Source organism: Labrys wisconsinensis (assembly GCF_030814995.1).
Classification (GTDB): domain Bacteria; phylum Pseudomonadota; class Alphaproteobacteria; order Rhizobiales; family Labraceae; genus Labrys; species Labrys wisconsinensis.
On sequence record NZ_JAUSVX010000001.1, the window covers coordinates 724,978 to 747,334 of the forward strand.

The 22,357-nt window shown below is 69.8% G+C and carries 17 protein-coding genes and 1 CRISPR repeat array; of the genes, 5 read left to right on the forward strand and 12 right to left on the reverse strand.

Annotated features, from left to right (window positions below; translation table 11 throughout):
• Positions 1 to 40: 40 nt before the first annotated feature.
• From QO011_RS03285 to QO011_RS03305, 5 genes are all read right to left on the reverse strand, one after another.
• Positions 41 to 1,039, reverse strand: a complete 999-nt coding sequence (locus QO011_RS03285; RefSeq protein ID WP_307267605.1) for an ABC transporter permease — start codon at positions 1,037 to 1,039, stop codon at positions 41 to 43.
• Between the two features lie 11 nt (positions 1,040 to 1,050).
• A complete protein-coding gene (locus tag QO011_RS03290; protein ID WP_307267610.1) occupies positions 1,051 to 2,964 on the reverse strand; it encodes a sugar ABC transporter ATP-binding protein in 1,914 nt (637 codons plus the stop codon).
• A gap of 63 nt (positions 2,965 to 3,027) precedes the next feature.
• Complete coding sequence (locus QO011_RS03295; protein WP_307267612.1) at positions 3,028 to 4,014, reverse strand: substrate-binding domain-containing protein; 987 nt, start codon at positions 4,012 to 4,014, stop codon at positions 3,028 to 3,030.
• Between the two features lie 507 nt (positions 4,015 to 4,521).
• Positions 4,522 to 5,685 carry an MFS transporter gene (locus QO011_RS03300; protein WP_307267614.1) on the reverse strand — a complete coding sequence of 388 codons (1,164 nt, stop codon included), beginning with the start codon at positions 5,683 to 5,685 and terminating at the stop codon, positions 4,522 to 4,524.
• A gap of 24 nt (positions 5,686 to 5,709) precedes the next feature.
• On the reverse strand, positions 5,710 to 6,648 hold the full coding sequence (locus QO011_RS03305; protein WP_307267617.1) for a LysR substrate-binding domain-containing protein: 939 nt from the start codon (positions 6,646 to 6,648) through the stop codon (positions 5,710 to 5,712).
• A gap of 166 nt (positions 6,649 to 6,814) precedes the next feature.
• Between QO011_RS03305 and QO011_RS03310 the strand changes: the two genes are divergently transcribed.
• Both QO011_RS03310 and QO011_RS03315 read left to right on the forward strand, forming a co-directional pair.
• Positions 6,815 to 7,726: a DMT family transporter gene (locus QO011_RS03310; protein WP_307267619.1), complete on the forward strand. Its 912-nt coding sequence runs from the start codon at positions 6,815 to 6,817 to the stop codon at positions 7,724 to 7,726.
• 68 nt (positions 7,727 to 7,794) lie between these two features.
• On the forward strand, positions 7,795 to 8,568 hold the full coding sequence (locus QO011_RS03315; protein WP_307267620.1) for a transporter substrate-binding domain-containing protein: 774 nt from the start codon (positions 7,795 to 7,797) through the stop codon (positions 8,566 to 8,568).
• Positions 8,569 to 8,577: 9 nt separating this feature from the next.
• Here QO011_RS03315 and QO011_RS03320 read toward each other — a convergent pair whose 3' ends face one another.
• The 3 genes from QO011_RS03320 to QO011_RS03330 all read right to left on the reverse strand — a co-directional run bounded on the left by QO011_RS03320 (position 8,578) and on the right by QO011_RS03330 (position 12,728).
• Positions 8,578 to 9,687 carry a mandelate racemase/muconate lactonizing enzyme family protein gene (locus QO011_RS03320; RefSeq protein ID WP_307267623.1) on the reverse strand — a complete coding sequence of 370 codons (1,110 nt, stop codon included), beginning with the start codon at positions 9,685 to 9,687 and terminating at the stop codon, positions 8,578 to 8,580.
• A 352-nt stretch (positions 9,688 to 10,039) separates the two neighbouring features.
• On the reverse strand, positions 10,040 to 11,542 hold the full coding sequence (locus QO011_RS03325) for an aldehyde dehydrogenase family protein (protein ID WP_307267627.1): 1,503 nt from the start codon (positions 11,540 to 11,542) through the stop codon (positions 10,040 to 10,042).
• A 28-nt stretch (positions 11,543 to 11,570) separates the two neighbouring features.
• Positions 11,571 to 12,728: an iron-containing alcohol dehydrogenase gene (locus tag QO011_RS03330; protein WP_307267630.1), complete on the reverse strand. Its 1,158-nt coding sequence runs from the start codon at positions 12,726 to 12,728 to the stop codon at positions 11,571 to 11,573.
• 167 nt (positions 12,729 to 12,895) lie between these two features.
• Here QO011_RS03330 and QO011_RS03335 point away from each other — a divergent pair, with 167 nt between their 5' ends.
• The 3 genes from QO011_RS03335 (at position 12,896) to QO011_RS03345 (ending at position 18,772) form a co-directional block, all read left to right on the forward strand.
• On the forward strand, positions 12,896 to 14,455 hold the full coding sequence (locus tag QO011_RS03335) for a trimethylamine methyltransferase family protein (protein WP_307267633.1): 1,560 nt from the start codon (positions 12,896 to 12,898) through the stop codon (positions 14,453 to 14,455).
• Positions 14,456 to 14,955: 500 nt separating this feature from the next.
• On the forward strand, positions 14,956 to 16,131 hold the full coding sequence (locus QO011_RS03340) for an MFS transporter (protein ID WP_307267636.1): 1,176 nt from the start codon (positions 14,956 to 14,958) through the stop codon (positions 16,129 to 16,131).
• Positions 16,132 to 16,345: 214 nt separating this feature from the next.
• Positions 16,346 to 18,772 carry a GcvT family protein gene (locus QO011_RS03345; RefSeq protein ID WP_307267639.1) on the forward strand — a complete coding sequence of 809 codons (2,427 nt, stop codon included), beginning with the start codon at positions 16,346 to 16,348 and terminating at the stop codon, positions 18,770 to 18,772.
• A 58-nt stretch (positions 18,773 to 18,830) separates the two neighbouring features.
• Here the strand turns inward: QO011_RS03345 and QO011_RS03350 are convergent, their stop codons facing one another.
• The 4 genes from QO011_RS03350 to cas1 all read right to left on the reverse strand — a co-directional run bounded on the left by QO011_RS03350 (position 18,831) and on the right by cas1 (position 22,270).
• Positions 18,831 to 19,214: a helix-turn-helix domain-containing protein gene (locus QO011_RS03350; protein ID WP_307267641.1), complete on the reverse strand. Its 384-nt coding sequence runs from the start codon at positions 19,212 to 19,214 to the stop codon at positions 18,831 to 18,833.
• Entirely contained in the window at positions 19,214 to 19,510 is a 297-nt protein-coding gene (locus QO011_RS03355; RefSeq protein ID WP_307269210.1) for a type II toxin-antitoxin system HigB family toxin, read from the reverse strand. Before QO011_RS03355 ends, QO011_RS03350 begins: the two co-directional genes overlap by 1 nt.
• A gap of 228 nt (positions 19,511 to 19,738) precedes the next feature.
• Positions 19,739 to 20,897: direct repeats of the CRISPR family, unit length 36 nt; unit sequence GTTGCGGTTGGGCCGCGCCGCGTTCCTTGCTAGAAC.
• A 105-nt stretch (positions 20,898 to 21,002) separates the two neighbouring features.
• Positions 21,003 to 21,299 (reverse strand): CRISPR-associated endonuclease Cas2, encoded by a 297-nt coding sequence (cas2, locus tag QO011_RS03360; RefSeq protein WP_307267645.1) that lies wholly within the window; start codon positions 21,297 to 21,299, stop codon positions 21,003 to 21,005.
• Between the two features lie 44 nt (positions 21,300 to 21,343).
• Entirely contained in the window at positions 21,344 to 22,270 is a 927-nt protein-coding gene (gene cas1, locus QO011_RS03365; RefSeq protein WP_307267647.1) for a type II CRISPR-associated endonuclease Cas1, read from the reverse strand.
• Between the last annotated feature and the right edge of the window lie 87 nt (positions 22,271 to 22,357).

A 22,357-nucleotide genomic window follows, 5' to 3' on the forward strand; every position in this document is an offset into this window, starting at 1 on the left:
CCGGATGCCCCGCATCCGGCCTTTCCCCGTTCCGGCGCCTCTATCGTCCGACCCGCCGGCTGACCAGGCTCTCCACCAGCAGCGCCGCGATGATGATCGAGCCGATGGCCGAGCCCTGCCAGAACGGCGAGACGCCCATCAGGTTGAGGCCGTTGCGGATCATCACCATGATCAGGACGCCGATCAGCGTGCCGATGATCGAGCCGCGGCCGCCGAACAGGCTGGCGCCGCCGATCACCACCGCGGCGATGGCATCGAGCTCCCAGGCATTGCCCATCAGCGGGTCGGCGGAGAGGATCTGGGCGATGGAGAAGGTGATCGCCACCGCCGAGAGCGCGCCGGAGATCACATAGGGCAGGATCGAATAGAACAGCACGTTGAGGCCGGCGGCGCGGGCCGCCTCCTTGTTCGAGCCGACGGCATAGATGATGCGCCCGCCCTTGGTATAGGTCAGGTACGCCCAGGCCAGGAGATAGAGCGCCGCGAGGAACAGCACGTTGGCCGGGATGCCGAGCACGCTGGTATAGACCATCCCGGACATTTCGGGCGGGATGGTCGAGAGCGCGGTCTGCCCCGAGAAGATATAGGCGAGGCTGCGCCCGATCGCCATGACGCCCAGCGTCACCACGAAGGCGGCGAGGCCGAAATAGGCGATGAGCACACCCGAGATCAGGCCGATGCCGGCCCCGGACAGGACGGCGATCAGGATCGCCAGGGGCAGCGGCACGCTCGGGGCGCAGAGCCCGAGGATGATGCCGGTGAGGCCGGCCACCGAGCCGACCGACAGGTCGATGCCGCCGGTGAGGATGACGAAGGTCATGCCGACCGCGACGATGCCGGTGACCACGGACTGGTCGAGGATGTTGAAGATATTGCGCGACGTGAGGAAATAGGGCGACAGCAGCGACAGCGCGACCGCCAGCACGATCGCCAGCGCGATCATGCGGATCTCCAGGCGCTGCGTCAGCCGGCGCAGGACGCGCCGCACCGTGCCGGAAGCGGCCCGCAGGGTCTCGGGATCGTCGAGGGAAGCGGCCATCGCGGGGTCTCTCAGAGGGTTGTCGCCAGAGTCTCGACCTGCCGCCGCACCGCCTCGGGCGCGGGCGTCGGCGCGCCCTTCGGCAGCGTCAGCCCGACCCAGCCGAGGTCGTGGCCGCGGCTGTTGCGCAGCGGCACCAGCATGGTCGAGCGCTCCCCCGTCGGCTCGGCCACGAAGCCTGGCTCGGTCGCGAAGCCCGGCCCGCAGCGGCTGAGCGCCGTGCCGATGCCGGTATCGGCGAAAGCCCGCGCCTCGCCGGCGGCGAAGCCGGGATCCGCCGCCCGGTCGGCCACGACCAGGTTGAGGCAGATCAGCCGGTCGCCGTCGATCAGCGCCCAGAAGCCGGCGCCGCCGGCCTCGCCGGTCAGCGAGCGCAGCACCGCGGTGTTGCGGGCCATCGACGTGCGCGGGGCGGCGAGCAGGGTCAGCTTCTCCTCGTCGAGCAGGGCGGCGGGCAGGTCGGCGATGCTCTGGCCGTCGCTGATCACCACGATGCGGTCGGAGAGCCCGAGCAATTCCTCGAAATCCGAGGACACCAGCACCACCGCCACGCCCCTGGCGGCGATGTCGCGCAGCAGCCCGTAGATCGACGAGCGCGTGCCGATGTCGACGCCCTTGGTCGGCTCGTCCAGGATCAGCACCTTCGGCTCGAGCAGCAGCCAGCGGGCGATGATGATCTTCTGCTGCATGCCGCCGGAGAAGGCGAGCATGTTGGCGTCGAGCAGCCGGTCGGCCGGCAGGCCGAGGCTCTTCATCAGCGCGTCGACGTCGGCCTCGCGCGAGCGGTAGCCGAGGCCGAAGCCGCGATGGGCGCCGAGATGGGCGAGCAGCAGGTTCTCCTTGACCGAGAGGTCGGGCACGATGCTCTGCTGGCGCCGGTCCTCGGCGACGAAGCCGATCCCGGCCTTGACCGCCTGGGCGGGCCGGCGCGGATCGATCGGCTTGCCGGCGAGGCGGATCGTGCCGGCGCGGCGCGGACGCAGGCCGAAGACCGCCTCGACCGTCTCGGAGCGGCCGGCGCCGACCAGGCCGCCGAGGCCGAGGATCTCGCCGGCCCGCACGCTGAACGAGACGTCGCGCACGGCGGGCGGCGCGGCGAGATTGGCCACCTCGAAGGCGACGGGAGCGGCCGAGGTTTCCTGGGCCGCGCGCGGGGCGTAGATGTTGCCGACGTCCTGGCCGACCATGTGGCGGATCAGCTCGGCCTGGCCGAGCGAAGCGGTCGGGCAGGAGGCGAGCACCGTGCGGCCCTCGCGCATCACCGTGACGCGGTCGGTGATCTCGAACACTTCCTCCAGCCGGTGCGACACGAAGACGAGGCCGCTGCCATTGGCCCGCAGCCGCGTCATGATCGCGAACAGGCGGTCGACCTCGCCGGGGCTCAGCGAGGCGGTCGGCTCGTCGAAGATGATCAGCCTGGCCCTGACCCCGAGCGCCTTGGCGATCTCGACGAGCTGGCGCTGGGCGGCGGAGAGGCGCCGGACCTCCATGTCGAGCGGCAGCACGCCTTCCTGTCCGAGCGCGGCCAGCAGCTCCTCGCCGCGCCGGTGCAGCCCGGCATAGGACAGGCGTCCCTTCTGGCCGAGCTCCGGCAGGAAGATGTTCTCGGCCACCGACAGGTCCGGGACCAGGCTCGTCTCCTGCATGACGATGGCGATGCCGATGTCGAGCGCGTCGCGGGTCGAGCGCAGGCGGACCGGGCGGCCGCGATAGACGACCTCGCCCTCGTCCGGCGCGACATGGCCGGCGATCACCTTCGACAGGGTCGACTTGCCGGCGCCGTTGGCGCCGAGCAGGCCGTGCACCTCGCCGGCGGCGAGCTCGAAGGCGGCGCCGGCCAGCGCCCGCGTGCGGTCGAAGGTCTTGAAGACGCCCGTGGCGGTGAGCAGGGGCGCGCCGTCTTCGGGCGGAGGGCTGGACGACATGGCAGGTCCATAACGGCCTCGGGAGACGCGTCCCGGCAACAGGCCGGAACGCGCCGCCGGGAATCAACCCATCTCGTTGGCGAAGACCGTCTGCTTCACCGTCGGCAGCAGCTGGTCGATGTTCTCGCTGCTCACCGCCAGGATCGGCACCGAGACTTCCTTCTCCACGGTCTCGCCGGCGAGATGCTTGACCATGGCCTCGCCCGACTTCACCCCCATGAGATAGGGCTGCTGCATGCCGGAGGCGACGAGCTGGCCGGACTTCAGGAGATCGACGAATTCCGGGATGCCGTCGAAGGCGGCGACCAGGATCTCGCCGTCGCGCCGCGCCGCCTTGATGGCGCGCAGGGCGCCGATCGCCGGCTGGTCGGTCTGGATCCACAGGCCGCGCATGTCGGGATTGGCGGTGAGCATGTCCTGGGTGAACTTGAAGGTCTCGTCCGCGGTGTAGGACTGCATCTGCTGCAGCGCCGCCTCCTTGGCGTGGACGCCGCCCTCGGCCAGGCCGTCGCGGAAGCCCTTGGTGCGGGCCTGGCCGTTCTTGCGCGCCTGGGAAATGGTGATCAGGCCGATGGATCCGTCCTGCCAGCCCTTCTTCTTCAGCGCCGCGGCGAGCGCCAGGCCGACGCCCTTGGCCCCCTCGTAGTTGTTGGAGATGATGAAGGAGACGTAGTCGCCGCTGTTGGTGCCGATATCGGCGATCACGACAGGCACGCCCGCCTGCTTGGCGAGCGCCAGCACGCTCGGGCAGGTGGAGGAATCGGTCGGCGAGATGACGATGCCGGCCACGCCCCTGGCGATCGAATCCTGCGCGTTCTGCAGCTGGGTCTGCGGGCTGTTGTGCGAATCCAGCGCCTGGAAGCCGTAGCCCTTCTCCTTGGCCGCCGCCTCGACGCCCTTGGCGAGATAGCGCCAGAACGGCAGGTCGAGCCCCGGGGTGAGATAGACGATGTCCTTGGCCGCCGCCAGCGCCCGTGGGATGGCGAACGGGGCGGTGCCGGCAGCGAGGGCCGCGCCGGCGGCCAGCTGCATGAATGTCCGTCTTTTCACGTTGTCCTCCTGTCAGCGCCGCGCTGCGGCGGCTTGCGGCATGTCGGCCGCCTCCGCTGCGGGGGCGGCTGGTTGGGAGGCCGTCCGCCAGGGTCCGCGGCACCGCGGCGGCACAGGCACTCCAGATGCGAGAACGGCCGCCGGGCGGCGCCGGGCCGGCTGCGGCAAAGCCGCCGGTTGGTGCCGCGGCCGTGCTGCAACTGACCCGCTGGACCGTTCAGCAGACCAGTTTCACCAAACAGGGAAGCGCCTGACCTGTCAAGTCGTGACCTTCGCCGCCCAGGCCGTGCAGATCCGCCGAATACTGCTCACCCCTCGACCAATCCAGGCAAAATCGGCGCGCACCCGCTCCCAGCCGATACTCGAGAATAAAAAGCGGTAAAAATCACCGAGATCAACTTGGAATGACTTGGCGGAAACGCCAGGCCGCAGCCGCCTCGGAGATCAGTCTCTCGATTATTCAGGGCATGCCGAGATCTTCGCCGCGCCCTCGGCACGCCGTGGCGATCAGGCCCGGCGGCTGGGAGCGCCGCGCCGGGCGATCCTGAGCACCAGGAACACCGCCAGCGCGACATGGATGCCGGCATTGTGCAGGTAGAGCGCCGCCGGGCCGAGATACTGCATGGCGTAAGAGGCGGTGACGGGCCCGAGAATGGCGCCGACGCAGTAGAGGAACAGCAGCGCCGCCGAGACGCCGACCGCGTTCTCCCGGCCCGTCCGGTCGTTGGTATGGGCCGAGGTGCAGTAATACTGGGTGGAGATGATGCCGCCCATCACCGCCCCGAGCAGGATCAGCGGCCAGCCGACCAGCGCCGGGCCGAGGAAGAACAGGGCGATCTCGCAGAACGCCGTCAGCACGCACAGGCTGGCGAGGACGACGCGCCGGTCGATGGCGTCCGAGATCCGCCCGACCGGGAACTGGAAGGCGGCGGCGCCGATGGTGATGGCGGTCATCAGCGTGCCCACGGCGATGCCGCTCATGCCGATATGGGTGGCGTAGACCGGCGTCAGCGACCAGAACGGGCCGTTGGCGAAGCCGATCAGGATGACGCCGATGAAGCCGACCGGCGAGGTGCGCAGCAGCCAGAGCAGGTTCATGCGCGCCCGCCGGGCTCCGCGCATCGGCGCGTCGTCCTCGGCCAGGAACAGCGGCAGCAGGAACACCGCCACGACGGCCGAGGCGATGGCGAACAGGGCGAAGGAGGTCGGCTCGCCCAGGCGCATCACCTGGTTGCCGGCGGCCCAGCCGCCATATTGGGTGATGGAATAGATGCCGAGCAGGCGGCCGCGGATGCGGTTGTCGGCCTTGCCCTGCAGGTAGCTCTCGACGATGGCGTAGATGCCGGCGAGGAAGAAGCCGCACAGGCCGCGGATGGCGATCCAGGCCAGCGGCTCGACGAACCAGCCGAGCGCCAGGATGGCGCCGGCGCCGAGCAGCGAGGACAGGCCGAAGGCCCGGATATGCCCGAGCCGCTGCACCAGCCAGGGGGTGAGCGTCGCCCCCGCCAGCATGCCGCCGAAATAGGCCGACCCCATCAGGCCGATGTCGAGCGCGGGAAAGCCCTCGATCTGCGCCCGCACCGGCAGCAGCGTGGTCAGGGCGCCGTTGCCGGTGAGCACGCCGAACACGGCGACCAGCAGGGCGGCGATGGAGGCGTAGGCGGGACGCAAGACACCCTCTCGGCGAAATTTCTATCAGCGTGTTTTTGGCTGCGCGTCGGGCAGGGCGAAGGGGCGGGAGAAACGGCGGATCAGCCAGGTGCGGAACAGGGCGATCTCGGGCCGGTCGAGATCGTCGGGATGGATGGCGAGGTAATAGCCGTAGCCGTCGTCCACGTCGATGTCGAAAGGCCGCGCCAGGCGTCCGGCGGCGATGTCGTCCTGGAACAGCACGGGATCGACCAGGGCGATGCCTTCGCCCGACAGCGCGTATTGCGCGGCGAGCTGCGCGGTGTCGAAGACTAGGCCCCGGTCGACCTGCGCCGGGGACAGGCCGACCGTGCGGGCGAACGTCTCCCACAGGAAGCGCTGCGAGCGCCCCTCGACCTTGACGTGCAGCAGATCGTTCGCGGCGACGAAGGCGGCCACGTCCGATGCCGGTCCCCGTGCGGCCACGGCGGGGTGGCACAGGACGGTGAGGCGCACCATCCACAGGAGGTCGAGCACCTGCGGGGCGACGCGCGGCGGCGAATAGACCACGGCGACGTCGACCTCGCGCTCGGCGCTGCCGGGCACCGGGCGCGAATCGATGTCGAGCGTCACGTCGGGGAACTCGGCGCGGAAGTCGCGCAGCAACGGCACGGCGAGGCGCTGGGCGAAGGTGGTCGGCAGCAGCACGCGCAGGGAGCGGCGTGGCTTGCCGCGCTCGCGCAGGATCTCCTCCAGCGTGCCGTCGATGCGGTCGAGCGCCTTCTCCACCACCGGCAGCAGGCGGCGGCCGGCCTCGGTCAGCACCGGCTGCTGCGGCTTGCGGTCGAACAGGGCGACGCCGAGGAACTCCTCCAGGCCGATGACGTGGCGGCTGACGGCGCTCTGCGACACCAGGAGGCTCTGCGCCGCGGCGGTGAAGCTGCCATGGCGGCCCACCGCCTCGAAGGCACGCAGGGCGTTCAGCGGCAGCCAGCGTCGGTCCATTCATACGCACTCGAAAGGCAGGGCGGCGCCATCATGGCGCGCGACGGCGCCCGGCCTGTTCCATCTGCGACATAAGGCGGCAGCGTCATGACGGATTGAAACAAATCCTAGAGGCGCTGGCGCGTGCTATGGAAGAAGACCATTCTCCTCGCGCCCGCAGGTTCGCGTGCTCCGCGTTTCGCAAGACCTCGAACAGCGCCCCCTCACCGGCATCGCGCTGGCTGCTCTCGGCTACGCCTTCTTCTCGATCCAGGACGCGATCGTGAAATGGCTGGTGGCCGACTATGCCGTGCCGCAGATCCTGTTCGTGCGCAGCGTGATGATCGTCGTCTTCGCCGCGATCCTCGCCCGGCGCGAGGGCCATCCGCCGATCTGGGCGAGCCCCAACAAGGGATCGCTCACCTTGCGGGCGGGGCTGATCCTGGCCGCCTGGTTCTCCTACTACTCGGCCGCCCGCCACCTGCCGCTGGCCGAGCTGACGACGATGTATTTCGGCGCGCCGGTCATGGTGGTGGTGCTGTCGATCTTCGTCCTGAAGGAGCAGGTCGGCCCGGCCCGCTGGCTGGCGGCGCTCGCGGGCTTCGCCGGCGTGCTGGTCGCCGCCAACCCGACCGGCGCGCCCGACCTCAAGCCCGCCGCCATGGTGCTGTTCGCCGCCTTCTGCTGGGCCTGGAGCGTGGTGCTGGTCCGCCTGGTCAGCCGCAGCGAGACCACCCTCAACCAGATGCTCGCGAGCAGCTTCCTGTTCGCGCTGGTCTGCGCCGCCACGCTGCCCTGGCTATGGCGCACGCCCGACGCCGCCGGCTGGGGCCTGATGATCGCCCTCGGCATCGCCAGCGCCGTCGGCCAATACGTGCTCTACGAAGGCTTCCGCTACGCCCCGGCCTCGGCCATCGCGCCGATCGAATATACCGGCCTGGTCTGGGCCTTCCTCTACGGCTATCTCATCTGGGCCGAGATTCCCGGCATCCATGTCGTGCTGGGCGCCGTCCTGATCGTCGGCTCCAGCCTCGGCCTGATCTGGTGGGAGCGGCGGCAGGCGCTGCGGCGGCGCAGACGCCCGGTGGCCGGCCGCTGAGGCGGCGTGTGTTTCTCGAGGAACGGCCCGCCGTGCAGCATGACGGCGCCGCGGGGACGGAGGGATGCATGAAAGGATCGTTCTTGCCGGCGCTCGCCCTCGCCGTGCTGGCGGCGGCCTCGCAGGTCCGGGCCGAGCCATCCGCCCTCGCAGCCATCCGCGAGGCCGGCGTGATCCGGATCGGCACCACCGGCGACTACAAGCCCTTCACGTACCGGACGGCCGCCGGCGACCTGACAGGGGCCGATATCGACATGGCCCGCGACCTCGCCGCCCATCTCGGCGTCAGGGCGGCGTTCGTGCCCACCACCTGGAAGACCCTGCTCGACGATTTCAAGGCCGGCAAGTTCGACATGGTGGTCGGCGGCATTTCGGTGAACCCGGCACGGGCCGAGGCCGGAGACTTCTCGATTGCCACGCTCAGCGACGGCAAGCGGCCGATCGTGCGCTGCGCCGACAAGGACAGGTACGTCTCGCTCGCGGCGATCGACCAGCCCTCCGTCCACGTGGTGGTCAATCCCGGCGGCACCAACGATACGTTCGCGCACGAGCATTTCGCCAGGGCGCCGATCGAGGTCTACCCCGACAACAAGACGATCTTCGAGGAGATCGTCGCCGGCAAGGCCGACGTCATGGTCAGCGACGGCGTCGAGGTCGACCTGCAGGCGAGGCTCCATCCCGGCGTGCTCTGCCCGGCGGCGGTGACGGCCCCCTTCACCCATGACGAGAAGGCCTATCTCCTGCGGCGGGACCCGGCGCTCAAGGCGGCGGTCGACGCCTGGCTGCGGCAGGAGCTGGACGCCGGCGGCTGGCGCAAGCACCTCGACGCCGCCATGCATTGACGCGCGCCCTCACCCGATCCGCGTCTTCGCCAGCACCGCCTCGTCGAGGGCATAGCCGAGGCCCGGCGCGCCGGAGAGCACGATCATGCCGTCGGCATCGACCTCCAGCGGCGTCGCCATCATGAAGTCGCGGCGCTTGGTGCTCCATTCCGGCGGATCGTAGGGGAACTCGACGAAGGGCGCGTCGCAGAGCCCGGCGGTGAGGTGGCAATTGGCGACGACGCCCATGCCGTTGGTCCAGGTATGCGGCGTGAACAGGACATTGTTCTCCTGCGCCATGACAGCCACCCGGCGCAGGCCGGTGATGCCGCCGACCAGGGCGGCGTCGGGCTGCAGCACGTCCAGGCAGCCGTCGCGGATCAGATCGCGGAACTCGGAGAGCTCGCGCGTCATCTCGCCGCCGGCGATGCGGATGTCGACCATCTCGCGCAGGCGCCGCATGCCCTCCCTGTCCGCCCGGTGCAGCGGCTCCTCCATCCAGTAGACGCCGAGCCGCTCCAGCTCGCGCGCCACCGGCACAGCCTCCTTCAGGGTCCAGGGCGCATAGGCGTCCCAGGACATGCGCCAGCCCTGGTTGCAGTCGACCATGAGCTCGAGCCGGTTGCCGATGCGCCCGCGCACCGCTTCCAGCGCCTTGATGTCGGCCCGCCAGTCGCCGCGATGGAAACGGATCTTCAGCGCCTTGAACCCCCGCGCCAGATAGGCCTCGGCCGCATCGGCCAGCGCCTCGGGCTGGCGCAGCGTGCCGGAGGAGGCATAGGCCGGGATGCGGTCGGAGAGGCCGCCCAGCAGCTTCCACACCGGCTGCCCCGTGATCTTGCCGGCGAGATCCCACAGCGCCAGGTCGAGCGGCCAGCAGCGGCCGTAATGGAACTGGATGTTGGTGAGGATGCGGTAATGGCGCTCGATCGCCAGCGGGTCCTGGCCGACGAAGAAACGCTCGTGCCCGGCAAAGCCGGTCATGGTATCGCCCGAGCCGATACCGACGAGGCCTTCGTCGGTGGTGACGCGCACGATGGTGGCGTCGAAGGCGACGCGCGGCTGCGTGTCCCAGCTCGCATGGAAGGGCGGGTCGAGCGGCAGGCGGTGATGGCTGATCTCGATGCCGGTGATCTTCATGGGCGGCTCGCGGGTTTCAGGGGTGGCGGAGTGCACGACATGGAGGGTGGGAACGGTGCCGTTGATTGCCGACGGCAGCGTTCGCGTGGATGGCCGGGTCAAGCCCGGCCATGACGGTGAGGTTCCCCGCGAGACCTAAGCTGCGGCGTACGACCCGCGGTTTCTGCCGACGGGACCGCGCAGAGCCGCCGTGGCCCCCATTGAGCGCAACGGAGACCCCACCCGCGACCGTCATGGCCGGGCTTGCCCCGGCCATCCACGCGAACACTGGCGGTACCGGACGCGGCGTCGCGCCGTCCAGGCGACACCGGCGCGAACCCTGCCATGCCCGTGCGAAAGGCGCCCCGCCCGCTCACGTGTAGGCCGTCCACACCGTCTTGAAGTCCATGTACTTCTCGATGGCGTGCGGCGAGCGGTCCCGGCCGAAGCCGGACTGCTTGAAGCCGCCGAACGGCGTCGCCGGGGAGGAGCGGTCGAAGCAGTTGACCCACACCGTGCCGGCCCGGATCGCCCCGGTGAGGCGGTGCGCGGCGTTCATGTCGCGGGTCCACACCGCCGCGGCGAGGCCGTAGATGGAGTCGTTGGCCAGCGCCGTCGCCTCCGCCTCGGTGTCGAAGGTCGAGACGGCCACCACAGGCCCAAAGATCTCCTCGCGGGCCACGCGCGCGCCGGGCTCGACGTCGTCGAGGATCGTCGCCTCGACATAGAAGCCGCCGGTCTCCTGCATGACCCGGGATCCGCCGCAGGCGATGCGCGCGCCCTCGGCCCGGCCGATGCCGATATAGCCGAGCACGCGCTCCATGTGGCCCTGCTCGATCAGCGCCCCCATCTGCGCGGCGGGATCGAGGGGGTGGCCGAGCGGGATCTGCTCCCTGGCCACGGCGGCGATCCTCTGCACCAGCGCGTCCTTGATCGAGCGGTGCGCCAGCACCCGCGAGCCGGCATGGCAGGTCTCGCCCTGGTTGTAGTAGATGCCCCAGGCGATGCCCGACGCCGCCGCGTCGAGATCGGCGTCGGCCAGCACCACATGCGGGCTCTTGCCGCCGCATTCGAGGGCGACGCGCTTCATGTTGCTCTCGCCGGCATAGCGCAGCATCAGCTTGCCGACCTCGGTGGAGCCGGTGAAGGCGATCATGTCGACGTCGCCGTGCAGGGCCAGCGGCTTGCCCGCGGTCTCGCCGAAACCGGGCACGACGTTGAGGACGCCGTCGGGCAGGCCGGCCGCCTTCGCCAGCGCGGCCAGGCGCAGGGCCGAGAGCGGCGACTGCTCGGCCGGCTTCAGCACCACCGAATTGCCGGCCACCAGGGCCGGGCCGATCTTCCAGGCGGTGATGATCAGCGGATAGTTCCACGGCACGATGGCGCCGACGACGCCGAGCGGCTCGCGCCTGACCAGGGCGAGGTCGCCCGGCCCGGTCGGCGCGACCTCGTCGACCAGCTTGTCGGCGAACTCCGCGTAATATTGGATGCACTGGGCGCAGAACGGCACGTCGACGGCGAGCGAATTGCCGATCACCTTGCCGACGTCGAGCGTCTCCAGCAGCGCCAGCGTCTCGAGATCGCCGCGGATCAGCTCGGCGAAGGCGAGCAGGATGCGCTTCTTCTCCGCCGGCGGCAGGTTGCGCCAGCGCCCGTCCTCGAACGCGGCGCGGGCGGCGCGCACCGCCGCATCGATGTCGGCGGCGCCGCAATCGGCGACCTCGGCGATGACGCGGCCGTCGATCGGCGAGGCCTTGGCGAAGGTCGCCCCGTCCGCCGCCGCGACATAGGCGCCGTCGATGAAGGCACGGCCCTCCGGCCGCAACGCCGCGGCCTTGCGCTCCCAGTCGGCGCGGGTGGCGGGCTTGTCAAGCATGGCGGCTCCTCCCCTCTCTGGTCCGGCGTCAGGCCTGCGTCAGCACCGTCCGGGCGAAGGCCAGGAGGTCGGTGTCCTCGATGCGCCGCCGGTTGGACGTCCGCATCGCCGCGTTCTCCGGCCGCCCCATCTGCTCGGCCAGGCGCTCCGGCGTCACGCCGGAGAACTCCTCGGCCAGCGCCACCTTCAGGCCGACGGCCCGGGTCAGCGCCTCGAACGCCGCCGGCAGCGCCCTTGCGGAAGGCGCGCCCATGGCCGCCGCCGCCGCGGCGAAGCGCCCGTCGTCGTCGGCGACGTTCCAGGGCAGGGTGGCGATCAGGCCGAGCGCCACCGAGCGGCCGTGATGGATCGGCCGGAGCGAGGCCAGGGCATGGCCGATATTGTGGGCGACGGCCGTGCCGCAATTGTCGATGGCGACCCCGCCGAGCGCCGCCGCCCGCTGCAGGGCTTCGCGGGCGGCGAGATCCCCGCCGTCCTGCACCGCCCGCTCGAGATGGCCGGCGACGAGGCGGATGGCCTCATGGGCGAAGAGATTGTTGAAGGCCGTCGCATTGGCGTTGGTGGAGGCTTCCAGCGCATGCACCAGCGCGTCGATGCCGGTGGCCGCGGTGAGGAAAGGGGGCAGCGAGCGCGTCGCCTCGGGGTCGAGGATCACCTCGTCCGCCTTCAGCTCCTCGCCCCAGAGCCAGACCTTGGCCTTGTCGGCCCGGGTGAGGATGGCCGTGCGCGTCACCTCCGAGCCGGTGCCCGCCGTGGTCGGGATGACGATCGAGGCGAGGCGCTTTCTCGGAAACGGGCGCTTGCACAGCTCGTAGTCCACCGCGGACTTGCGCGCCGTCGCCGCCGTGGTGGCGATCGCCGCCACCACCTTGCCGAGGTCGAGGGCCGAGCCGCCGCCGAGCGACACCACGGCCTTGGCCCGGGTGCGGCGCGCCAGCGCGGCGGCCGCGTCGGCCGAGGCCACGGTCGGATCGCCGCCGAATTCGGAGAACACCGAGACGCCGAGGCCGGCCTTGGCGAGCGAGGCCTGCACGTCGTCGGCGAGCCCGGTCGCCTTCAGCCCGGGATCGGCCACCAGCACCACATGGGCGCCGACGCCGGTCAGCGCCGCCGTCAGGGCGCCGGTGGCCTCGCGTGCTCCCGGGCCGCCCGTGATGCGCGGCATCCTGGTCTGGACATAGGTCATGACGGCGTCCCCGGTCGGCTTGCGCCATCACTCTTAGCGGCCGCCGGGATCGGCGGGCGCGCCTTTATGCGATGAGCTCATGCAAAAAACCGATAGGCCGGTTTCGTCGTGGCGGGGGTCCTGGCGGCGCGCTAGTTTTCGTCATCTGAGCCGCAACCCGCCAGGGGATGACCATGGAGCTTTCCGCCGACACCAGCGAGCGGCCCCGCCGCCGCGGCCGGGAGGAGCGCACCCGTGCCGGCGCCGCGTCCCATGCCGTGCGGCCGCAGCCGCGCCGCCCGTTTCCGCCGACGCCGGGCGTCTCCGAGGACGAGCTGGAGGCGATCCACCTCGCCTCCCTCCGGGTGCTGGAGGAGATCGGCATCGACGTGCTGCACCAGGAGGCCAAGGCGCTGCTGAAGGCCGAGGGCGCCGACGTCGATCCGAGCTCCGACCGCGTGCGCTTCGACCGCGGCCTGGTGCTCTCCAAGATCGGCCTCGCCCCGCAGAGCTTCACCCTGCACGCCCGCAACCCGCAGCGCAGCGTCGTGCTCGGCGGCGACCATCTCGCCTTCTGCTCGGTGGCCAGCGCCCCCAACGTCTCCGACCGCGACGGCGGCCGCCGGCCCGGCAACAAGCGCGACTACCAGAACCTGATCCGGCTCGGCCAGACCCTCGACGCCGTGCACCTGTGGGGCGGCTATCCCGTCGAGCCCGCCGACATCCATGCCTCGGTCCGGCATCTGGAAGCGCTGTTCGACATGCTGACCCTGTCGGATAAGGCGATCCACGCCTATTCCCTCGGCAAGGAGCGCAATGTCGACGCGATCGAGATGGTCCGCATCGCCCGCGGCATCGACCACGAGACGCTGGAGCGCGAGCCCTCGCTGTTCACCATCATCAACTCCAACTCGCCGCTGCGCCTCGACATCCCGATGCTGGAGGGCATCATCCAGATGGCGCGGCGCAACCAGGCGGTGGTGCTGACGCCCTTCACCTTGGCCGGCGCCATGGCGCCCGTCACCATCGCCGGGGCGGTGGCCCAGCAGAACGCCGAGGCGCTGGCCGGCCTGGTGGTGGCGCAATCGGTGCGCCCGGGCTCGCCCTTCGGCTATGGCGGCTTCACCTCGAATGTCGACATGAAGTCCGGCGCCCCGGCCTTCGGCACGCCGGAGCAGATGAAGGCGGCCCTGGTCGGCGGCCAGCTCGCCCGGCGCTACGGCCTGCCCTACCGCTCCTCCAACACCAATGCCGCCAACACCATCGACGTCCAGGCCGCCTATGAGAGCGTGTTCTCGCTCTGGGGCGCCGTGATGGGCGGCGTCAACCTCTTGATGCACGGCGCCGGCTGGATGGAGGGCGGCCTGCAGGCCAGCTTCGAGAAGATGGTGATCGACGCCGACCTGCTCGACATGATCTCGGCGTTCCTGACGCCGCTGGCGGTCGGCGAGGACGAGCTCGCCATCGAGGCAATGCGCGAGGTCGGGCCGGGCGGCCATTTCTTCGGCTGCGCCCATACCCAGGCGCGCTACCGCACCGCCTTCTTCGCCCCGATGATCTCGGACTGGCGCAACCACGAGACCTGGCGCGAGGCCGGCTCGCCCACCGGCTACGACGCGGCCAACCGCCTCTACAAGGCACGGCTGGCGGCCTACGAGGAGCCGCCGATGGATCCCGCCATCCGCGAGGAGCTCACCGCCTTCGTCGCCCGCCGCAAGGCCGAGGGCGGCGCGCCGACGGACTTCTGAGGCGGGAGACGGCCGGGTCAAGCCTATGGGCGCGGAGATGAGGGCACCGGGAAGCGGAATCGGGCCGGGAACCGAGCATGGCGCGACCAGAGCCTTCTCCACCGAAGGTGGGGAAGGTGGCCCGACGAAGTCGGGTCGGATGGGGTGTGGCCCGCTGGTCTCGACACCTGCAGGACTTGCACTGCCGTCCATGCCAGCCGAACACCGTCTCGGACCTGCCCGCCACACCCCGTCCGCCCATGCTCCGCATGGGCACCTTCCCCAACTGCGTTGGAGAAGGCTTTCGCGCGCTTCGTCCTGCCTGGCCCGTTCCACCGGCCGGACGTGCTTCGCGAATATCCTTGCCCATCCCCCGTTCGACCGGAAAACCACATCGGCAAAACGTTTGCGCCTGCGGCTCGCGGCCACATTGTTTCCGTCACATTCACCTGCGACAACGCGAATCGTCCGATGTCGTCCGACCCACGGAGACGGCGCGGTTTTCGCTCCCGGCCCCTCCGATGTCGCTCGTCCTCGAATCCCCGTCCCGTGCGCTGGCCTCCGGCGCGCATCCGGCCATCTTTGTCACCTTCCTGGCCTTCGGCGCCGCAACGGGCCTGTGGGGCGGCTCGCTGCCGGAAGTGGTGCGCCAGGCCGGCGTGACCCCGCGCCTGCTCGGTGCCGCGCTCACGGTCTTCATGCTGGCCTATATCGTCAGCATGTCGTCGGGCGGGTGGCTGGCACGGCGGGTGTCGCTGAAGCGCATCCTGCTGGTCAGCCTGCCGGCGCAGGGCCTCGCCCTGGCGGCGTTGCTGCAAGCGCCTTCGGCCCAGCTCTTCTTCGCCGCCTTCGCCGTCTTCGGTCTGATCACCGGCCTGATCGACCTGGTCATGAACGCCGAAGGCACGCGGGTGGAGGCAGACAAGGGCCGTCCGATCCTGGCCGGGCTGCATGGCGGAGCCTCGCTCGGCATGGCGATCGGCGCCCTCTCGGGCGGCTGGCTCGCGGCCAATCTCGGGACCTGGGCGGTCTCGATGCTGGGTGCGGCCCTGTTCGCCCTGGCGGTCTTGATGCTCGCGACCGGCACGCCGGACCGCGGCATCGACCCGCCGCGCGGCGTGCAGGCGGCCGGGGGCGGCGGACGCCTGATCCTGGCGCTGCTGGGCGTGGTCGTCGGCATTTCCATGGCGGGCGAGATGACGGCGTCGGCCTGGTCGGCGCCGCTTCTGATCGAGCAGGCGCCGGACTTCGCCGCCTGGGCCGGGACCGGGGCGGCTGTGTTCGCGCTGGCCCAGGCCCTGATCCGCTTCCAGGCCGACCCGCTGCGCCGGCGCTTCGGCGACCCGCTGCTCCTGGTGCTGTCGCTGGCGGTGGCCCTGGTGGGCCTGGCCATCGTCACCGTCAGCCCGACCTTCGCCGTCAGCGCCGCCGGCTTCGGCCTGATCGGCCTCGGCACCGCCTGCGTGGTGCCCTGCGGCTTCGCCACGGCCGTCGCCCGCTCGCCGCTGGCACCCTCCGCCTCGCTCGCCCTGGTCGCCTTCGCCTCGGCGCTGCCGCGCCTGCCCACCCCCTATCTCGTCGGCGAGATCGTGACGCGCGCCTCGATCGGCGCCGCCTTCGGCATGTTCGCGGCGCTGTTCCTGGTGGCGATCGGCATCGGCCTCAGCCTGCGGCGCAAGGAGCCGGCCGGGGCCTGAGGCGCCAGGCACGGGAGGCCGCCGCCCACACGCCTGCCCCTTTTTCCGCCACGAAGTCCGCCTCGTCATGGGCAGTGCGCGGAGCAGCACGTGACGCGAGAACCTCGGCGTCATGGGCTGAAATGTCGCGTTTTGACGACGACCGTCGCGCTGCGGTGCCGGTCTGCGCACCCCTGCCTTCCTCTCCCCTTCCCTCGACCGGAGGTCCTTCGGCATGAGATCCCATGCGCGTGTCGTCGTCATCGGGGGCGGCGTCGTCGGCTGCTCCGTGCTCTACCACCTCGCCCGCGCCGGCTGGACCGACGTGATGCTGATCGAGCGGGCCGAGCTCACCGCCGGCTCCACCTGGCATGCGGCGGGCGGCTTCCACACGCTCAACGGCGACCCCAACGTCGCCAAGCTGCAGCAATACACCGTCGAGCTCTACAAGGAGATCGAAGCGCTGTCGGGTGAGAGCTGCGGCCTGCACCTCACCGGCGGCGTCATGCTCGCCGGCACCAAGGAGCGGATGGACTGGCTCAGGATGGCGCACGCCAAGGGCCGCTATCTCGGCATGCATACCGAGATCATCTCCGCCGCCGAGGCCAAGGCGCTGCTGCCCCTGATGGAGGAGAAGGAGTTCGCCGGCGCGATGTGGGACCCGTTCGAGGGCCATCTCGACCCCTACGGCACCACCCATGCCTATGCCAAGTCGGCCCGGATCAAGGGCGCCGAGATCGTGCTGCGCAACCGCATCACCGACCTCGTGCAGCGCGAGGACGGCAGCTGGGACGTCGTCACCGAGCAGGGCACCGTGCATGCCGAGCACGTGGTCAATTGCGGCGGGCTGTGGGCGCGCGAGGTCGGCCGCATGGTCGGGCTGGAGCTGCCGGTGCTCGCCATGGAGCATATGTACATGCTCACCGAGGACATGCCGGAGGTCGCCGAGATCAACCGGACGACCGGCAAGGAGATGATCACCGCGCTCGATTTCGAGGGCGAGATCTACATGCGCCAGGAACGCGGCGGCATCCTGCTCGGCACCTACGAGCACGATTGCCGGCCCTGGTCGGAAAAGGCCACGCCGTGGGATTTCGGCCAGAACCTCCTGGAGCCCGACCTCGACCGCATCGCGCCGCAGCTCGAGATCGGCTTCCGCCACTTCCCGGCCTTCGAGCGGGCCGGCATCCGCAAGATCATCAACGGCCCCTTCACCTTCGCCCCGGATGGCAACCCGCTGGTCGGCCCGATCCGCGGCCTCCGCAATTTCTGGGTCGCCTGCGGCGTCATGGCCGGCTTCTCCCAGGGCGGCGGCGTCGGCCTCGCCCTCTCCAACTGGATGGTCGAGGGCGATCCGGGCTTCGACGTCTGGGGCATGGACGTCGCCCGCTACGGCGACTGGACCACGCTCGGCCACACCAACGCCAAGGTGCGCGAGAACTACGCCCGGCGCTTCCGCATCCGCTTCCCCAACGAGGAATTGCCGGCGGCGCGCCCCTTCCGCACCACGCCGGTCTATGACCGCCTCGCCGAGCGCAACGCCGTGTTCGGCGACATGGTCGGGCTGGAGCACGCGCTCTGGTTCGCCCCGTCCAAGGCGCAGGCGAAGGACGATTTCTCCTTCCGCCGCTCCAGCGACTTTGCCCATGTCGGCGCCGAATCCAAGGCGGTGCGCGAGGGCGTCGGCCTCCTGGAGATCTCCAACTTCGCCAAATACGAGGTGACCGGGCCGGGCGCCGAAGCCTGGTTGGAGACGCTGCTGCCCAACCGCCTGCCGGCCGAGGGCCGCATGGTGCTGACGCCGATGCTGAACGAGAAGGGCATGCTGATCGGCGACTTCACCCTGGCGCGCGAGACGGCGGACCGCTTCCTGATCCTCGGCTCGGGCCTGGCCGAGCAATACCATATGCGCTGGTTCCTGAGCCGGCTACCGACCAGCGGCGTCGCCGTGCGCAGCCTCGGCCTCGACCTCACGGGCCTGCAGATCGCCGGGCCGAAATCCCGCGACCTGCTGGCGCGCCTCGCCGGCCGGGACGTCTCGAAACAGGCCTTCCCCTTCATGGCGATCGACCGCTTCGACGTCGGCGCCATCCCGGCCGTGGTCGGGCGCGTCACCTATACCGGCGACCTCGGCTACGAGCTCTGGGTCAAGGCCGAGCACCAGCGGGCGCTGTTCGATCTTTTGGAGCGCACGGGCGAGGACCTGGACATCACTCTCTTCGGCGCCCGGGCGCTGAACTCGCTGCGGCTGGAGAAGAGCTTCGGCTCCTGGTCGCGCGAATACCGGCCGATCTACACGCCGTGGGAGGCGGGGCTCGAGCGCTTCGTCTCGACCCAGAAGCCCGCCTTCGTCGGCCGCGACGCCATGCTGCGGGCCCGCGACCAGGGCCCGGTCCAGCGCCTCGCCACCTTCATCGTCGACGCGCATGACGCCGACGTCATCGGCGACGAGCCGATCTGGCGCGACGGCACGGTGGTCGGCTGGGTGACCTCGGGCGGCTACGCCCATTGGTCGCAGGCCTCCGTCGCCCTCGGCTATGTCAAGGCCGAGGCCTTCGACCCCGCCGCCCCCTACGAGATCGAGATCATCGGCGAGCGCCGTCCGGCGCGCATGGCGGCCGAGCCGCTGTTCGACCCGAAGGGCGCGCGGATGCGGGGGTAGGTGGACGCGATGCCGGCCCCTCCGGGGGCGGGTCTGCCGTCTTCCGGCGGCGAGCGGGCTACGCGGCATCTCCCGTGTGGTACGGCCTGATCAGCGCTTCGGCCGGGACCCCCCATTCGCGATTGAGCTTGTAGGCCTGGTTCATGGTGAGCGGGCGCTTGCGCTTCAGGATTTCGGAAGCTCTGGACTTGGAGCCCAGCAGGTCGGCGAAATCCTTCTGAGCATAGCCCTTCTGCTCCATGACATGGCGTATCATGTCGATCGGGTCGGGATCGGGCATGGGGTAGTGCTTCTCCTCATAAGCGGAGATCAGATCCACCAGGACCAGAAAGCGGTCGCTCTCGGGTGATCCAGGCTCCGGCTCCCTGTCGAAATACGGTGCCACTTCCGCGAGAGCCCATTCATAGTCCGCCTCGGTGCGGATCGGTCGGATGTTGTCCATCACACTATCTCCGGGTTGATCCGGTCATATTCGGCATGCGTTCCGACGAATTTGATCAGTACGGCCCTGTGGCGGTAGGCGACGTGCACGATCAGGCGGAACTTGTTGCCACCGATGTCGAAAATGACGCGGTTATCGCCGACGAAATCCACGCTGCTGCCGAACGCGTCCTTGATATCCTGTGGACTCGCCCAGGTTGCCTTGGCAGCCTGAACGTACCAGGTTGACAAAGGCGCTTCGGCTTGGCGATGACGCTGCCAGAACTCTCTAAGGACGCGCTTCGCGATCACGTTCACGGCCGCCATCTTAGAAGTTCCATCTTGTGGAACAAGACGAAAATTTCAGATCCTGGAACAGAGCCGACTTCGACAGCCCTCGGGGCCGGGCGGCTCTCCGATGACCGACAGAAGCGCGACGTCGCTCTTTCGCGGTCCCCGCTCCCCCTGCGCGCTCCTATCGCCGATGCGGCTGCGCGCGGCGCCCCGTACTGGAAGGCTCGACTTCAATGATCGTCGGTCGATCTGGTCGCCGCTGGGCCGCGCCGCGTTCCTTGCTAGAACGGCCGTCGTGCTCGCCCAACCCCGCCGCCGGTTGCGGTTGGGCCGCGCCGCGTTCCTTGCTAGAATGGGCAAGGCGCCCTCGATGGAGATCCATCTGTTGCGGTTGGGCCGCGCCGCGTTCCTTGCTAGAACTCCCGACGCAGGCGTGCGCCTCAGCGACCTGTTGCGGTTGGGCCGCGCCGCGTTCCTTGCTAGAACGTCGCAACAGTTGTCCGACGCCATGGGCTTGTTGCGGTTGGGCCGCGCCGCGTTCCTTGCTAGAACGCGCACCGACAAAGCGACACATGTCTACAAGTTGCGGTTGGGCCGCGCCGCGTTCCTTGCTAGAACCAGGGTGGCGGACGACAAGTCGCGGTCTGTGTTGCGGTTGGGCCGCGCCGCGTTCCTTGCTAGAACCGACACGCCGCCACACCTCGCCGGCCTCACGTTGCGGTTGGGCCGCGCCGCGTTCCTTGCTAGAACGGCCTATGCACGCTTGGCGCCATTGACTACGTTGCGGTTGGGCCGCGCCGCGTTCCTTGCTAGAACGCAGACCGACGCGGGGCGGCGCTTTGCTTAGTTGCGGTTGGGCCGCGCCGCGTTCCTTGCTAGAACTAGCAGCGTGATGCGCTGCCTGATGAGACCGTTGCGGTTGGGCCGCGCCGCGTTCCTTGCTAGAACTTCTGCCGACGTCTTCCTCTCTCCCCTGTCTGTTGCGGTTGGGCCGCGCCGCGTTCCTTGCTAGAACGATCTGCCAGAAAGCCAGCCGCCGCCAGCAGTTGCGGTTGGGCCGCGCCGCGTTCCTTGCTAGAACTGAATGCAATATCACTATCGCTTTGATAAGGTTGCGGTTGGGCCGCGCCGCGTTCCTTGCTAGAACCGATGCCTACAACGACGCCAAGATCATCCTGTTGCGGTTGGGCCGCGCCGCGTTCCTTGCTAGAACACCCTGATTGAGGACGAGGCCGCTTTTGCGGTTGCGGTTGGGCCGCGCCGCGTTCCTTGCTAGAACGGCGCTGTGCGCAGCGATGCCGCTGCCGGCGTTGCGGTTGGGCCGCGCCGCGTTCCTTGCTAGAACGAGGCCCGCAAGAACCTGACATCTCCAGCCGTTGCGGTTGGGCCGCGCCGCGTTCCTTGCTAGAACGGCCCCCTGAAAACGCCTTGTTTTCAGGGGGTTTTTGCAGCTTGTCCGCCTCGAAAAACCGCTTGCGGAGCCTCAATTCGTCGACACCGGCGCGAATTTCAGCGATCAGAACAGCGTGAGTTGGTCCGGCTTCGACGGGCGCGGTTGGGAGGCGCGGCCGCGGAAGCTCTGGATGCCCTCGTATTGCTTGTCGGTGAACCAGATCACCTCCACCGTGCCGGGATTCGGCACGGCCCGGCCGATGCGCCTGGTGATCGCCTCGGCCTGCTCCTTGCCCGCGGTGTAGCGGATGTAGCAGGAGAACTGCATCATCGAGAATCCCTCGTCCAGCAGGAACTGGCGGAACTTCGTGGCGCGCTTGCGCTCGGCCTTGGTGAGCACCGGCAGGTCGAAGAGGGCCATGATCCACAAGATTCGATACCCCGACAGCAGTGAATTGGCCCCCATCACACGGTCCCGTCGGCCCTGGCAGCGCCCGCGGGCAGGGGCAGCGGCGAGCGCGGCAGGACGAGCTTCCTGCGCTCGCCGACAAAGACCTGCGCGAGCGACACCGTGAGCCGGCCGAGCACGTTCGACAGGGGTGCAGCCCCCTCCTCCGTCTCGTAATCGGCGTGGAGAATCTCGGCCAGCCGGCGCTTGGCCGCCGTATCAACGGCCTCCCGACCTTCCAGGGTCAGGTCCCTCGCCAGCAGGTCGACCGCCGGCCGGAACGGCTCCATCAGGTCGTCCGCGAGGCGCAGGGCATTGCCCTTGCTGCGGTGCTGCAGCGACAGCGACGGGTGCAGGCCGGCGCCGACGATGGCGCGGGCGGTTGCGGCCCGCAGCACCGTGTAGCCGTAGTTCAGCAGGCCGTTGCAGCCGCCACCGTCGCGGTAGCGGTGGAAGCCCCTGCCGAACAGAGACGGGAAATAGCGCTGTGCCGCCTGGGCCTCGATATTGCCGGGATCGCCCGAGCGGACCCGCTCGGCCAGCGCTCGCAGCGGTACGGGGTTGGCGCCCGCGCGCTCCAGGGCCGCGGCCTGGGCCAGGATCTTGGCGCGGACGAGATCGGCCCAGAGCCGCTTGCGGGTCGGCAGGCTGGCCTCGGCCTGCGCCTCGACCCGATCGCCCTGGGCGTGGTGGCCGTCGACAGGCAGGAGATAGGCAGCGGGGTTGAAATCGTTACCACACACGACGAAGGGCGCGCCGCGCCGGGCCAGCGCCGCCACTACCTGCGTGGTGAAGCTCGCCGCCGGATTCGACAGGATGACCGCCTCGATATCGTCGAGCGGCACGCGGCCGAGCGGTCCGTCCGGCCCGGACACCGTCAGGAAGCCGCGCTCGAGCGACAGGCGGCGCCCCTCGCCCTCGATCTCGACGATACGTCCCAGCATGGTACGCCACCCCCCGACCGACGCTCAGGAACGAAACGAGTGTCTCGCCCTGCGCCTCTCGGGATGGTTGCAACGCAAGAAGCAAGC